Consider the following 15332-nt stretch of genomic DNA (forward strand, 5'->3'; position numbering starts at 1 on the left):
ATCGTTGTGGTGCGGTCGGCGTGAGGGAATCTTATGGCGGGGGGCGGCAAACAGCATTGCCAATTCACGACGGGGACTTCGCATTTTGCGACAGCAAAGAAAAAGCCCGCGGTCTTTGCGAGCGCGGGCTTTTCAATGGAGCGGTGGCGGTGTCAGGCTTGCTTGCGCGCCTTGCCCCGCTTGGTGGCCGGGGCGCCCGGACCCGGACCGGCCGAATCGCGCACCACGAATTCGCTGGGGAATTCAATGCGCTGGCGGCGGCCCGGCTGGTTCTGGATACGGCGCATCAATTCCTGCACGGCGGCCTGCGCCATCGCCGCCACCGGGTGGCGCATCGTCGTCAGGCCCGGCTGCGACACGGCGGCCGCCGGCATATCGTCGAAGCCGATGATGGAAATATCCTGCGGAATGCGCAGCCCCTTTTCGCGGATGGCCGACATGCAGCCCAGCGCCATCGCATCGTTGGCGGCAAAGATGGCCGTCGGCGGTTCCGCCAGCTCCAGCAGCGCGCGTCCCGCCACCACGCCGGACGGCTCGTTGAAGTCGCCCTGCGCAATCAGCGTTTCGTCCACGTCGATCCCGGCCGCTTCCAGCGCGGCGCGGTAACCGCGTTCGCGCTCCGCGCTCTGGCCCGTGTAGGCGGTGCCGCGCACGAAGCCGATACGGCGGTGGCCCAGTTCAATCAAATGCGCGACGCCGTCGCGCGCGCCATTGACGTTATCGCCCCGCACCACGGGCAGGCTGGTCTCCTGGCGGCAATAGTTGATCAGCACGATCGGGCTGTCGCTTTGCTCCAGCGTCTTCAGGTAATCGTCGCTCATACGCGGCAGCACGAACACCAGCCCGTCCCACAAGCCGTGCAGCATCTGGCTCAGGCGCCTGCCCTTGCCGTCACCCAGGTCGCCCAGCGAGTTATAGATGAACAAGTCCATCTCGTACTTGCGCACTTCCTCGCTCAGCGCCGTGACGAAGGAATTGACCACCACGGACGACAAGTCGTTGACCACCACGCCGATGACGTTGGTGCGGCCGCCCTTCATCATGCGCGCCAGCGCGTTGGGCGCGTAGCCCAGCTCCTGCGCGGCCGCGTGCACCTTGGCCTTGGTTTCTTCCGATGCATAGCCTTCGCCGCTCATGGCGCGCGATGCCGTCATCACGGAAACCCCCGCCTTTTTTGCCACGTCGACCAGCGTCACCGCTTTTTTCATCAAATTCCTTTCAACGGCACTGCGCAGGATGTGGGAACGATATCCGCATTAGCTGGCCTATTGTGGTTATTTTACCGTTTTTGCCGGAAATACCACAAACTGCCCGGCGCCCTGCACCGTCACCTTGACCGGACTGGCCACCCGCGCCGCGAAGTCCTGCACGTGGCGTTCCCATGCTTCGGCAGTGGGGAAATCCGGGCTCTTGCTCCAGCCCGCGCCCATGTAATAGACGAACGGCTGGTTTTGCGCGGCCGCGCCCAGCGCCAGGTAATGCCCGCCGTTGTTGACGAAACGGGCATCCGGCAGCACCACGGCGCACGCGGCGTGGCCGTCGCCGCCGTGGGGCGGCTCCCAGTAACTCATCCAGCCGGCGCCTTGCCGGTAGCGCCCTTCTCCTTCGCGCTGCACGATGCCGACGCCGATGTCCAGCGTACCGATGGCGCCATGACCGACCGGGTTGCCGAAGCGGCTTTCCACGCGGCTGAAGTTGGACCCCGCATCGATGGAGACGCGGCGCAATTCGTTGACCTTCCTGCCCGCCGCATCCCAGCCGTCGTACGTCAGTTCGAACACGGCGCGCAGCGGGCCGTCGGCCAGCACCTTGTAGCGGGTGAAATTGGCCGACGTGTACAGTTGCTTGCCGTCGAACACACCCAGGCCGCCGCAGCCGCGCGCCTTGCCGACCTTGTAGAAATCCAGCCCGTCGCCTTTATCGGTGTGGTAGTCGCCGCTGCCATACCAGTTATCCAGCACCAGCTTGCGGGTGCGCTTGGACCACACATCCACCCCGCTGCTGGTCAGCATTTCCTTGGGGTCGGTGGCAATCGCCGGACCATACACGCGGTGCGCGGTACGGTCGCTTTCCCACGCGAAGTCGTCGAGCCGCTCCGGCACGAAGCGCGCGTGGGCTTTCGCATCGACGGGCGGTACGGCCGGCAGCGCGCCGCGCGGCAAGACCAGGTAGCGGCGCGTTTCACCGGGCGCCAGCGTGGCCTGGAACAGAACGCGCTTGCCCAGGCCCTGGCTGGGCACGATGCGCGACGTGGCCGCATCCATCACCGCGACGTCGCCGCCCGCGTCGGCTTCGACGGATTCATCGGCGCGGTGCAAGGCGCTGCCATTTGTCACCTGCACCACCTGCGGCTGCGCAGCGTCCAGCAATTGCATGCGGTAGAGTTCACTGCCCGCCATCAGGAACGCGCCCACGCCATACACTTCCGTCGATTGCGGATCGAACGATTTCGGGTCCTGGCCGATCGGCTGCACGTGCGTCAGCTTGCCGTCGGCATTGACATTGACCACCAGCGCATCCCACGCCTTGCGCACCGCCGGGCCGTAGGTGGCGCGGTCCAGCAAGCCCTGGTTGACGCCGAACGCCAGCGCATACGTGTACAGGCCGGTGCCGGACGTTTCCAGCAGCGGATAGCTGGCGGGATCGAGCAGGCTGGCGCGCCACGTGCCGTCGGCCTGCTGCAACGTCAACAACTTGCCTGCCATCTCGGTAAATTGCCGGACGAAGCGCTCGCGCGACGGGTGATGGGCCGGCAGGTATTGCAGCATGCGCACCAGGCCACCCATCACCCAGCCATTGCCCCGGCCCCAGAACACTTTCTTGCCATTCGCCTCACGCTGGCCGAAATAGCGGCTGTCGCGGTAATACAAGTGCTCTTCCTTGTCGTACAAATAATCGGACGTGCGCCACCAGTGCTCGACCGCCAGGTTCAGATAGCGTTCATCGCCGGTGGCCGCGTACAGGCGCGCCCATGCGGGCGGTCCCATGAACAGCGCGTCGCACCACGACCAGCGGTGCTGCACGCCCGGAATCGAGAAATTCAGCCCGCCTTCGCGCGGATGGTCCAGCATGTAATCGAATTGCGCCCGCATCGGCGCGATCATTTTCGGCTCGCGCGTCAGCAAATACAGTTCGGCATAGGTCTGGCCCACCACGTAATCGTCCGCATGGTACATGCTGGGTCCCAGCTTCCATTGATTGCGCTCCCCCATCGCCGCCATCGCGTCGCGGTAGCGGCGCTCGCCGGAAACGCCCGCCAGCGCCATGAAGCCGGCGTCGCCGACGGCCTGGGTCCAGTCGTCTTCCGGATGCGTGCTGGGATGCGCCAGCTGCCAGTCCGCGACGCGCTGCATCAGATTCAAGGTGGCGGCCGGTGTCAGTGCGCGGGCGGCGGCGCTGGCGGACACCGGGTCGGCGAGCGTTGCTGCCAAGGCGGCGCCAGGCATGGCGCCGGCCAGCATGGCGGCGCACACTGCCGCCGCTATCAGAGGCTGTTTCGGGAAATGAATAGATGTCATCGCAGATCCTTGCAGTTGGAAGTGAGGTAACGATACCACACTCATTTATGTGATGGAAAGCATTTCAGGTGAGAAGACATGGCCTCGAAATGTGAGAATGTGTGGTTTTTTACGGTGGGGAGCAGAATTTTGCTTGAATCGCAGCAAATCAACTGGTATCGTTATCACATCAACGCAGCTTCCGTCGCTGCGTTTTTAAGAAAATCGCCTGATAACGTTCTCACAAAATGTGTGAATGCCGGATGGTGCATACCGGCAATCACGTGCTAGATTTCGACAAGGAGGAGTACCGTGTATACCAGCAAACAACATCCAGCCGTCCAATTGACCGTGCGGCCCGCAGCCATGGCTGTAGCAGTGGCGCTGGCGATGGCCAGCCTGGCGCACGCAGAAGAAGCGCCCGCAAAGAAAGAGGATACGGCCAAACTGGAAACCGTGGTGGTGACGGCCAACAAGCGCGCCCAGAACCTGCAGGACGTCCCGATGGCGATCACGGTGCTGAACGATGCGGTCCTGCAGCGCAATAACGTCAAGGACTTCGATGACCTGCCCGCCCTGTCGCCGGCGCTGAGCGTGTCGTACAGCACGCAGCCGGGCAATTTCAGCATCAACATGCGCGGCATCGGCACCTTCTCGCTGGGCATCGGCGTGGAATCGGACGTATCGGTGATCATCGACGACGTGCCGTATGCGATGCAGGCCAACGCCTTCAAGGACCTGGCCGACGTCAACCGCATCGAAGTATTGAAAGGCCCGCAAAGCACGCTGCTGGGCAAGAGCTCGATCGCCGGCGCCGTCAACATCACGACCAAGCCGATCGATTCGATCTGGAAAACCAAGGCGTCCACCTACCTGGCCAGCGACGGCGAATGGCGCGCCAGCGCGTCGGTCTCGGGCGCCACCAGCGACACCACCCGCATGCGTCTGGCCGTCAGCAAGACCAGCCATGACGGTGTCGTGAAAAACATCACCGACGGCTCGCACCTGAACGGCTCCCGTAACGCCAGCGTGTCCGGTAAATTCGAATGGACGCCGAGCGACGACTGGTCCATCGTGTTTTCGCCGCGCGCCAGCAAATTCACGAAGAATTGCTGCGTGATGCCGCTCAGTTCCATGTCCAACATGGCCGGCGCCGTGTACAACCTCAATAACGGCACCACTTACGCGGCCGGCACCTACATGCCGGCGTCGCAAGTGCTGAAAGGTATCCAGCCGGGACCGGGCAACGTCTCGGTGCGCAACGATTATCCGGCCGGCGGCAAGGCGCGCGACCTGGGCGCGGGCCTGAAAGTCAGCTACGCGTTCGGCGAAGACGGCTTGCTGGCCAAGCACACGCTGACGTCCGTGACGTCGTGGTCGCATTACAAAATGAACGATTACCAGGATGGCGACGGCACCGACAGCGACGTGCTGGGCAAGGCGCTGGTCAACGGCAAACCGATCGGCTTCAGCGGCGGCTTGTACCAGTATGGCTTGTTCGACGTGACGTCGAAAACCCAGGAATTGCGCCTGACGTCCCCTGAAAAAGGCGCCTTCCGCTACGTGACCGGCCTGTGGTACGGCAAGAACGAACTGGGCCGCGAACTGACCCGCGCCCCCGTCACCACCTATGTCACCGATTACGGCGCCACCGCGTACAACACCAGCTACGCCATCTTCGGCCAGGGCACGTTCGACCTGACACCCGCCACCAGCATCATTGCCGGCCTGCGCTACAACAAGGAAGATACCGGCTACACCTTCAGCCGCTATGCGCCGCCGCCCGCCACCAGCCGCGTGCTGACCGAATCGTTCCGTGGCGACGACACGGAGAAAAAGGCCAGCGGCCGCATCGGCGTGGAACACCGCGTCGATCCGTCCACCATGGCATATGTCACGTATTCGACCGGCCACAAGGGCAAGGCGTATGACTTGACCAGCGGCTTTACCGCCGCCATTGCCAGAACCCAGCCGGTGCCCGGCGAAGATGCGAAAAACATCGAAGCGGGCCTGAAACTGAGCTTGCTGGACAACCGCATGTCGCTGGACCTGGCCGTGTTCCGCACCGACTTCAAGGGCTTCCAGCAATCGGCCGGTTTCACCGACGACGACGGCATTTTCCGCACCACGCTGCACAGCATCGGCGGCCTGCGCACCAGCGGCCTGGAAGCGGACTTGAACTGGCGCGTCTCGCGCGACCTGCTGCTGAACGGCTCGTTTGCCTACACCAAGGCGGTGGTGACGGAATTCGAGAACGGTCCCTGCTACAGCGTGCTCAATGCGGCCGGCACGGGCACTGTCCCGGGCGGCAATTGCGCTGCCAATCCGAAATATAACAACACCAACGTGGCCAACCTGGCGGGCAAGACGCTGCCCAACGCGCCGAAGTTCAAGTTCAACCTGGGCGGCCAGTACGACATCCGTACCGAGGGTTCCTACAATTACTTCGTCACCGGCGCTTACCGCTGGCAGAGCGCCACCCAGTTCAACCTGAACCAGGACCCGATGACCCTGCAGGGCGCGTACGGCATCGTCAACCTGGGCGCCGGCCTGAAGGACAAGAAAGACACCTTCAAGCTGAGCTTCAGCGTCAACAACCTGTTCAACAAGTCGTATGCCACCGGCTTGAGCAACAGCTGGGTCAACGGCACGTGGAGCGCCAAGGCGCCGAATCCGGTCGCGGTGGTCAACACCACCAGCTGGACGCCGGCCCGCGATTACCAGCGCTACTTCGCTGTGCGCGCCGACATGCAGTTCTGACGTCACGCTTGTCATCGGGAGTTCTCCCTCCCTCTTTGGCGTACAGGGTTTGCCCTGTACGCTTTTTTTTATGCCATTAGAATTTGATGGGAGTTGCTGCTGAATCTGGCTTTAAGTTAGCCGCCCGGCGGGGTAGCGGCCGTTCGCCAATGCCTGCGGCGTCTCCAAGGGCACGTGCCAAATCACCCCATGGTCTAACACGGTATATTTCCGGCCACCTGCGTCCAATATGGGCTAAAACCGATGGACGTCTGTCGAAAACCGGCTAAGAATTCAGGGCGAAAGTCTAATTTGATCCAGTTCTACGGGACGAAAGTCTAAAGCGAACGCTGTTTCATTTCATCGGTCCAACCTTTAGACACTTCTCGAAAGGACCGGATCATGACATACGAACCGAAGCGGACGATATACCTGCCCACAGGGGATTTTCTCGACTTCGAGCTCCACCTGATGGAGACACGCCCGGGCGTCAAGCCGGAAGCGTTCCTTACGGAACTTATGCTGCGCTGGCTGACCGCTGATAAAGAGCGGCTCGCTCTACGCAAAAACGGCCGGGCAATGCGCGGCTTTCAATGGAAGAATATTTTCCTGCCAGACGGCACCAGCCTGCGAACCAGCTACTGCGGCAATGTTGAATTCGCCAAGGTGGTGGGTGACCACATCGTTTCCGACGACGGTACGTCGTTGACGCCGTCGCTGTTTGCCAATCGCCACGCGAAGGGCCGCAACGCATGGCGTTTTGTGTGGCTGCGCTTTCCTGGCGATGATTACTGGATTCGTGCCGCCGATTGCAGGGTGCGCTTTGAGAATCTGCATCTACAGCGGTCTAACAACAATGCTGAAATGTCCAATGTGGTCTAGCCGGCCGTGGCCAATAGGCTAATCCGGTCTACGGGTTACCCGGCGGAGGCGAGTTCGGTCTAAAAAATCCGGCACCTCAGAGATTCTGGATGCCTTTAGACTGTACTCGCACCATTTCGGGCGAATTAGACGGGCGGGGGGGGGATGCCCCCCTGCTGTATTATTAAGCTAGCTTTCCGCCACTATTTCATCCTATTGCTGAACGTACATTGAATGGCTGCTTTCGCCCCAAAGCCGCCTTTCCTTGTAGATTTAATTTAATGAGGCAGACCGTCTGCATAGCCTAATGCGGTTAGGCGATGCTTGATTGAAGCATCCAGGCTTTTCTTAGTGGTATAAAAAGCAAATATCCGTAGCGAATCCGGAAGTCCTTGTTTCATAAATTCTTCGAAGTTGATATTCGTCTTATAGATTCTGACCGAATCTAGCTTCTGAAGGTGCGACAGACCAGTTACTGATTCCAAGCCCTTGCAGTTAATCAGCCTAACCTCCTCCAACTCCTTCAGTTTGTTCGCGAAATCGAGTGACTTGATCTGAATTTGATCTTCGATTAACAACCTACGCAAGTTGATGAATTTTCGAAGATTTTTGAATCCATTAAAACCCTTTACGCGGACAATTTCCAGTTCTTCTATTTTATAGTTCTCGACTTCGTCTAAGTTTTCCCTGCCACCGAGGATGAGTCTAAGTTTCCTGAGTCGTGGAAGTTGATTCAAGAATGCAATCGATGCCTTTGAAGTGACCGAGAGCGACAGTTCAGTGATCTTCGAAAGTTTCCCAACCGCCTCTATGTTCTTTACATGACCATTCAAAAACAGGGTCGTTAGTTTATCAAAGGCACTCAGGAATTTCAGGTCAATGTTATTCTTCCTACTCTCCGACAAACATAAATCTGAAATGTTTCGAAGATTCGGCCACGATAGAAATTCAATTTCATCGAGCTCAAAAACTCCAACATTCAGTCTTTTCAAGTGTTCGAGTTGTCGCAGAGTGTCGAAGTTCTCAACGGCACTGAGACAGTTTAACTCGAGATTCTTCACAAAAGGCAGATTCTTTAAATGGGCACAATCAAACCCATCCTCGTAATGGCCATAAAACCTCACGCAAAGGTTTTCATTGAGTCCTTCGCACAGCTCATTGATCGTGGCGAGCACATCTCCGCCGTAATACTGTGCGTCTGAAAATTGAACGGTGACTACTTGACCTGACAAGACTTCTTTTTGTATGGCAGATTTATCGATCGTTTCTGGATTGTTTAAGCGAATCAAATCGAAACCCTCTATTTATCGTGAATACTCTTAAGGTCAGCTTGTGGCCTTTGCTGGACAGTGTCCGCTATTGGCTGCGTACGGCCTTCCAAGAGGCAATCTAATTTCGGTACGTGTCAATGTCAATCTCTGCGCCTACGCCATGTATGAAATTTATTACCGGCGATTCAAAACCTATCGCTGGCATTGACGCCTCTTCATTTTGATCGATCCAGAGTACAACCTGAAAAACGCATCGCAGATTAAATACCGTCTTCGCATCAACAATCTTTGCAGCAAACGGTGAAAGCTGGGCCACAAGCGCTGCTGACATCTCGTACACGTCAATCACATCACTTTCAACTCTACCCAATGATACTTCCCAGGATGAATTTCTAGGAAACGGCACATCAGGTCTACGCTCCCCTTTTCGCCGCACTTTGGTTGCCGAGAGACCAACGAGCGCTGAGATTTCATCTGGCTCAAAGGCATCGCCGTACATCGCGAAATAAACTTCGCCCCTGCTTGTCATGTATCTTCCTTAGTTAACACACCGTCTGGTAATGGCCGTAGCGGCATACGTATCACTAAAACTTCGAGTATTCACCATTCGCTGCGTTATAGATCATGATCCTGCCCGTTGAGCTTACTTCATAGCGATCACGCACTGGCATTACATCGGGATCTCCACCACATCTTTCATTGTGTATTTCACGAGCGGCAAACTCCCACTGCGCTGCAGTTCGGGCAGAGGGATAATTGTTTTCCGCCACGAAAGCAAGACAATCCAAGTCTGCAACCTTGGTTTGTTTTAGTGCGGATAAAAGTATATCCAACGCTTCGGCTTCAGTAACTTGCCTAGATGCCGCATGATTACTTACCTTGGCTTTTTCCGGCATCTCCTGTGGTGGCGGAGCTGTACGCGAGCACCCAAGTAGCAGAGCTGCACAATAAAAGAGCAAAGTACGCTTCATGAATAACATCGTTAAATTTTCTAGGTTACGTCGTTCGGAAATCTGGAGGTCCCCAACTGGCCGGAAGCGGCTGACTAGTGTTTCTATGCATTAATCCATAGAAACACGATGAAAATCACCACAAGTATCACAAATATGTCATGGATTTTCTTGGCGCCCTTAGATAATTCTGAATATCTCTGGTCACGAGTTTTGGTAAATAAATCTCGGATGGCTCGACACAAAAAATTCATTTTTAGATTAATGGTATAACAATGATGATTGGCCACTCTTGGCCGTTTGTAGTCGCAGGCCTTCGCTACTTGCGAATCCCGATCTCAACTCCATCGTGCGCTTCACTTTTCAGAATCTGGACTCCGCTTGGCCACACTGGGCCTTGTTCAGGCTCTTCCCAAGTTGTCAGCCAAATGATTTCTTTGCCGTGATGCTGCAAGTACAAAATGCAAACTTCATCCCGGAGTTAATCATGTGTGCAGCGAAGCCCTTTGCGTCTACCAGTGAGCCCACCACGCCAGTATTTCGGAATACTTCTGCATTCCATACCCAAGCGATCGGCTCCCCTGTAAGGTCGCAAGCACGAAACTCACACCTTGGCATCGAAGACGCGGCCTCTTCAATTCGCAAGAGAAACGCGTTCAGTATTGCAGCAAACTACTGACGAAAGTCGTCACTCCCTGGTTGTGCATTAATAAAGTGCTTCATTTATTTCTATGAGATAAAAATTGCGACACCGTCTGCTCTTGGCCGGTTGGGGTCTTTTGTTTTCACTTGGCGCGTTTTCTGGCATCTACACGCGCCTCCATCAGCTGGCCATCGAAGTACTCGGTCTCGTCTCGTTCCTTGTTCTTCAACCGAAAATCTGCCTCTTCGGACATTTTAATTTCAGCGATTTGTTGATTAAGATATATTGCCACCATCAAATCAGACAAGTCGCATAGCGAAATTTCCCAACTATCGCGGCAACGCTGCATGAGTCCAGTAGTTGCATCGCCTTGCCAAGGCCCCATGATAGTGGACACAGATAATCCGATTGCCATAATTATTTCATTTTAGCGATTGCCTGCTCTTGGCCGACAACTGACAGCGATCTCATCATTACTCTTCATCGTCCGAATCGTCGTGATGCCACTGAGAAAGGTCATCAACCGGTGAAGGCATCCGGCCACTTAGCCATTAGGCGCACAATGCTGGACTAAATTCCGGTGCTGTGGACTCGATCACCCATGACAGGAAGTGCCACTTGCCTGATGACCAAATTTAGCCGATTGAAACTCCACCGTTCGCGTCAACCGGAACGAACACATCAAGCTCGTCCACCACATCTTCAATAGTCATGAGAGTAATTGTTTCCTTAATCCGTCAAATACGATGTCTGGCTGCTTGTGGCCGGTTTCGGCCTATTGGTTTCACTTGATGCGTTTTCCACGGACTGTCCGAACTCTTCAGATCAGACAGATAACAGGTTACCGTCGAAGAAGAAATCACGGGTATCCCCAACTTATACCATTCCCGAAGCGAAATACGCGCCTACGACTTGCTTGTAATTCTATACCCTGCTTCCAAGAATAAGGGAATCAATAGTGCATCTAGATTCTCATCGCTGAGTCCTTGCTTTTTTCTTGGACCTCGCCAATGCCATACAAGCTGTAAAGCCTCACCACTGAGCTCGACATACTCGTCTGCTAGTATTTCGGCTAAGCGGCAGTTATCCACAGTCGGTTCCGATGCGAACACTTGTCGGAATACCCTACTCGGTGCCTTTCCGGTTAAGATTGATTCCAGCATGAGAATGTGATTTGTTTAAAATCTCAGGTTGCGTAGCTTATGACTATCCGGTTGTGGCCGATGTCAGCCCCTGGCAGCAATGGCATTGGGGCGGAAGAAAAAGTGCAAGGTATTTTTCCCTATTGATGTCATTGCCAGTTCGGCGCCTGATACATTTGCGCTCCAGCTTAATATTCCTGAAGGTCCCACTTCAGCCAGTTGCCTACCGGCGACCTCAACACTTAAGCGGCTATGGGTGGACGAGTATTGCAAAAAATTAGATGCACAGATCTTCTGCAGCAAAGCATCGACAGTAATACTGGCATCCACTTCATACATAGCATCGAGCGCATTGATCTGATCATCAGCCGAACAGCATGCTTGACGAATAACAGCTATCTTCATTCTTATTTCTGCATTTTATCCGTTATGCCATCCGGTGTTGCTCGAAGTCGAGCGATTCACTGTGTCAAAGCGTCGATTCGTTGCGGACGCTTAATGGCTCTAGTATTTGATCTACCTTTTTTATCGCTGTTGGTGGCTTCATCCTGACGCATACTGTGTACCGCTCGGCCATTCGCCGCTTACACGATACTCTTTAAGAACTTTCCATGCTGCCTTCTCAAATCTGTGATCAGAGTCATCGCCCGGCATTGCTAGGAGAAGTTCCGCATCGAGGGTGATCTTGTCGAAACGAAAAAGTCCTCGACATTCTCCAGCCCGCATATGACGGCTTTCGTAGCGAGGGTCTCTGCACCACAAAATCGCTATGAAAAAATAATCAACAATGGTACCAGTCTCTCTGTCCTTAAGGATGCCGATTGACTGTGCGTCGAGTCGCATGTCTTCAGTTAGCTTCATCTTGCAATCCCAAGGGAAGGTCATATGCCCGGGCTATGCATCAGTCTTACCCGAACGATCCAACGTCCTAGCTAGCAAAGCAGCAGGCCAATGACTCATGTGCCCGCATCCGTCAAAGCCGGGCGGCGGGCTCATTAGCTTCCCGCGCACTGACACTCGCTTACCGTTTAGGCGAGCGCAAATTTTCGAATCGAAGGCGAAGCTGCCGCTTCCCACTTCCAACCAGATAGACGATTCATATCCTTCATTTTGTTCAACCGCAGGAAAATGGTAGATCGCAACATCTTCGGGATTAAAGTGAAAAATCCCTTCGATTTCGACGTCACCGCCTGCGAGCTCGACAAGCCTCCTAATAGTTTCGTTAACTGAGAGTGGTTTCGCAGCCATTATTCGTAAAGAATTGAGCGGCTGGTTTTGCCCAGTATCAGTCACAGACATTGCCACAAAAATTTTCCAGTCTGCCCTTCCTTGTCAATAAACGCATATGCAATTCCTGCATCGCCGAAGTTCACCGAGAACGGAACGTTTACTGAGTCAAGCTGAAGTAGAAGCGTCCATTCACCTTCATCAGGGAATTCGTCACCTTGAAGGAAGATAGGTGCTCCACCGACTTTATTGCCCTCAAGCGCTTCCGCATATCTTCCATTTTCCTCGCCGCTCCAAGAACTGCGAATATCGACCGTTTGGAACTGCGGCTCCTCAGCTGTAGTCATGGTTGCCGCGTACTCACGTTCGATAGGAACCAAACGGTCTTTCCCCGGAATTTCCACCATGTCGTATAGTGTCGGGCCGGTCATTTGAGGGGATGTGGGAGTGCCGACATCAAGAAGACTTGGTTGAATTACTACAGCATTTTCACCGCCATTTGGCTCCCATGTTCCGTCGACATACTCATTCTCGTCAGTTATGAAGATGTAAGCCATTCTTCCATATGAGCCAGGGAACAGTTTTTCATCGATTGCCACTTGGCAAATAAATCGCATTGGATTGCCTGTAGCTCGACTTATCGGCCACTGTGGAGCGCCATGCCACACCGGCTGGCCGCCAAATTTGGTTACAGCTTCAGTGATTGGAACGGCGACAGCCGTGAACTGTATTTCGTCTCTAAATGGCATTCAATATCTCTTAAATTTGTTTTCCGACTTAACCGTCCGCTCCTAGCCGAAGCCGGCAGCTTGCAGCATACCATCTTGCTTGAACGAAAAATTCACGGATTGTCACCAAGCAGGATCCAGTGGCATCGGTGCCGGCCACAAGTTGACGGAGCATAGTGAAACTCCTTACGAGAAGGAGGTGCGCCATGAATATTCAAACTTCAGCAGCGGCGGCGCGTATCCCCTGGAACAAGGGCAAATTGGTTGGCCAAAAAGCGCCGCTCCGGATCAGCGATATTTGGGCCAATCGCGTTCGCCTAGAAATCTTCGGCAGACTGCGAGACCTGGCTATGTTCAACCCGGCAATCGACAGCAAACTACGCGGTTGCGACCTTGTCAAACTGCGCGTGCTTGACATCTGCCATGATTCGCATGTCACACATAGAGCTAGCGTGATTCAGCAGAAGACCAAGCAGCCGGTGCAATTTGAACTGACGGAAGGCACTAGGAAAAGTATCAGCACCTGGATTTCAACAGCAAATTTACGAGGCTCAGACTACCTGTTCCGCAGCAAGATCACCGACTCGCCGCACATTTCCACCAGATCTCACCGCATATGGCACGCACACCATGCGTCGAACAAAGCCAACCCTTATCTACCGGCAAACAAAAAACCTGCGCGCCGTCCAACTCCTGCTGGGACATACTGAGCTTAAAAGCACTGTACACACCCAGACACAGGGCTGCGCTTCACTGCTGGCGTCGCCACTATATAAATCGATAACTTACGCGTTTAACTGTCGAACTCGGGAGTCCCCGGGAGCGAAACGCTAGAGCGACGTGCGGTACCCGGACCTGCCCACAGCGAAGCAACCCGCTCAATGACGTAACGAACACCGCCGCCGCTGCGCCCGCAACAAGCCATACCACAGGCAACTGGCCAGCCCCGCCCCCAGCCCGGCCACCAGGAAAATCAGGCGGAAATCGCGCCCGCTCCAGTCCAGCAGCAAACCCAGGCCCAATGTAAATGCCACGGTCAGCACGGCCGTCACGGAGGCGGAAAACGCCGCCAGTTCGGAAAAGCGTTCGCGCGGCAGCAGTGTTGGCAGCAAGGCCGCCGTACCACTTAAAAACGCGCCGGCCAGCACGCCATGCAGGACAAACCCGGCCAAAAACGATGCGCGGTCCGTCACCAGCAGCCACGCGGCCAGCATCGACAGGCAATACAGCACCAGCACCACGAGCCCGACCCGCAGCGGGTGCGTGCGGTCGGCCAGCCAGCCCAGCGGCAGCGCCAGCAGCATCGACACGCAGTACGTGAGGGCGACGGCATTGCCGAAGTCGGCCCGGTCGACGCCGAACTGGCTGATCGCGTTATAACTGTTGATATTGACCGCCAGCACGGAGACCGCCGCCACGCCCACGGCGGCAAACAGCAGGCAGTAGAAGCGGGGATCGTCCTGTTCCGTCACGCGCAAGCGCCCCAGTCCCCGCTGGCCGGATGCCGCGGGTGGCGGATAAGCCGGTTCGCGCACGCGCAGGCACACCACGAGAAAGCCCAGCAGATAGGCGGCGGCAATCGCCAGCAGCACGTCGCCGATGTCGGCCTGCAAGCCGCCGCCAAACACATAGTGGAAAAACACCACGCCCACCGCCAGGCTGACGATACGGAACAGGCCGAAGAAGCGGCCCAGCAGCGCCTGCGGCACGGTATCGTTGACCAGTGCAATGAACAGCGCATTGCCGACGATGGAGACTAGGTCGAACAGCGTCCACAGCACGGCAATGCAGGCCACCACCACCAGCGTGCGGTGGGCGGGCGCGGCGCCGCCCAGCGCCATCAGCGCGTCGGCCAGCGTTTCGCTGAACGCCAGGCCGGCGATGAACAGCGCCAGCAACGGCGCGCAAACCAACAGGAAGGGAATGCGGCGGCCCCACCGCGTGCGGGTGCGGTCGCTCCACGCGCCGATCGGCGGACCGGCCGCCAGCGCCAGCAGCGCGGGCAGCGCGCCGAACAGGATGTTGAGCAGTACGGGATGTTGTGAAAACTCGCGCAACTGGGCTTTCACCAGTTCCTGCACGGCCCGTTCTTTCAGCGACCACACCAGGTCGCCCAGCAACAGGTAGCCGAACAGTGGCAACAACGGCAACAACGCGGTGGCGGTCCAGGCGAGGCGCCGCCTGCCGGAAGTTCCGGCGAGCGTTTCAGTGGTTTCGCCAGCGGCTGCGGGCGCGCCGCGCTGCTTGACGACAGGATGGCGCACCATTTTCTCC

At 56.4% G+C, this 15332-nt stretch carries 12 protein-coding genes and 1 pseudogene; 3 read left to right on the forward strand and 10 right to left on the reverse strand.

The genetic code is table 11. From position 1 onward, the window contains the following. Nucleotides 1-152 precede the first annotated feature (152 nt). Both GJ700_RS00745 and GJ700_RS00750 read right to left on the reverse strand, forming a co-directional pair. The gene (locus GJ700_RS00745) at nt 153-1208 is read right to left on the reverse strand and encodes a LacI family DNA-binding transcriptional regulator (RefSeq protein WP_154370743.1); all 1056 of its coding nucleotides are present in this window, start codon (nt 1206-1208) and stop codon (nt 153-155) included. A gap of 66 nt (nt 1209-1274) precedes the next feature. Next, nucleotides 1275-3518, reverse strand: coding sequence for a glycoside hydrolase family 88 protein (locus GJ700_RS00750; protein WP_195763732.1), 2244 nt, complete (start codon nt 3516-3518; stop codon nt 1275-1277). A 291-nt stretch (nt 3519-3809) separates the two neighbouring features. On the opposite strand from GJ700_RS00750, the gene GJ700_RS00755 reads away from it, so the two are divergent. Both GJ700_RS00755 and GJ700_RS00760 read left to right on the forward strand, forming a co-directional pair. Beyond that, on the forward strand, nt 3810-6257 hold the full coding sequence (locus GJ700_RS00755) for a TonB-dependent receptor (protein ID WP_154370745.1): 2448 nt from the start codon (nt 3810-3812) through the stop codon (nt 6255-6257). A 381-nt stretch (nt 6258-6638) separates the two neighbouring features. Then, on the forward strand, nt 6639-7118 hold the full coding sequence (locus GJ700_RS00760) for a hypothetical protein (RefSeq protein WP_154370746.1): 480 nt from the start codon (nt 6639-6641) through the stop codon (nt 7116-7118). 257 nt (nt 7119-7375) lie between these two features. Here GJ700_RS00760 and GJ700_RS00765 read toward each other — a convergent pair whose 3' ends face one another. From GJ700_RS00765 to GJ700_RS00795, 7 genes are all read right to left on the reverse strand, one after another. Next, nucleotides 7376-8386 (reverse strand): hypothetical protein, encoded by a 1011-nt coding sequence (locus GJ700_RS00765; protein WP_154370747.1) that lies wholly within the window; start codon nt 8384-8386, stop codon nt 7376-7378. Between the two features lie 100 nt (nt 8387-8486). Continuing rightward, on the reverse strand, nt 8487-8897 hold the full coding sequence (locus tag GJ700_RS00770; RefSeq protein WP_154370748.1) for a DUF4279 domain-containing protein: 411 nt from the start codon (nt 8895-8897) through the stop codon (nt 8487-8489). Between the two features lie 55 nt (nt 8898-8952). Beyond that, nucleotides 8953-9339 carry a hypothetical protein gene (locus tag GJ700_RS00775; protein WP_154370749.1) on the reverse strand — a complete coding sequence of 129 codons (387 nt, stop codon included), beginning with the start codon at nt 9337-9339 and terminating at the stop codon, nt 8953-8955. 764 nt (nt 9340-10103) lie between these two features. Then, nucleotides 10104-10376 (reverse strand): hypothetical protein, encoded by a 273-nt coding sequence (locus GJ700_RS00780; protein WP_154370750.1) that lies wholly within the window; start codon nt 10374-10376, stop codon nt 10104-10106. An 811-nt stretch (nt 10377-11187) separates the two neighbouring features. Then, nucleotides 11188-11508 carry a hypothetical protein gene (locus GJ700_RS00785; protein ID WP_154370751.1) on the reverse strand — a complete coding sequence of 107 codons (321 nt, stop codon included), beginning with the start codon at nt 11506-11508 and terminating at the stop codon, nt 11188-11190. Between the two features lie 138 nt (nt 11509-11646). After that, on the reverse strand, nt 11647-11964 hold the full coding sequence (locus tag GJ700_RS00790) for a hypothetical protein (RefSeq protein WP_154370752.1): 318 nt from the start codon (nt 11962-11964) through the stop codon (nt 11647-11649). 428 nt (nt 11965-12392) lie between these two features. Next, nucleotides 12393-13079 (reverse strand): DUF1963 domain-containing protein, encoded by a 687-nt coding sequence (locus GJ700_RS00795; RefSeq protein WP_154370753.1) that lies wholly within the window; start codon nt 13077-13079, stop codon nt 12393-12395. 185 nt (nt 13080-13264) lie between these two features. Here GJ700_RS00795 and GJ700_RS00800 point away from each other — a divergent pair. Next, a pseudogene (locus tag GJ700_RS00800) lies at nt 13265-13892 on the forward strand (tyrosine-type recombinase/integrase). 44 nt (nt 13893-13936) lie between these two features. Here the strand turns inward: GJ700_RS00800 and GJ700_RS00805 are convergent. Beyond that, a complete protein-coding gene (locus tag GJ700_RS00805) occupies nt 13937-15325 on the reverse strand; it encodes an MFS transporter (RefSeq protein WP_154370754.1) in 1389 nt (462 codons plus the stop codon). Nucleotides 15326-15332 lie beyond the last annotated feature (7 nt).

Origin of the sequence: Pseudoduganella rivuli, from assembly GCF_009674485.1 — a bacterium.
GTDB lineage: Bacteria > Pseudomonadota > Gammaproteobacteria > Burkholderiales > Burkholderiaceae_D > Rugamonas > Rugamonas rivuli_B.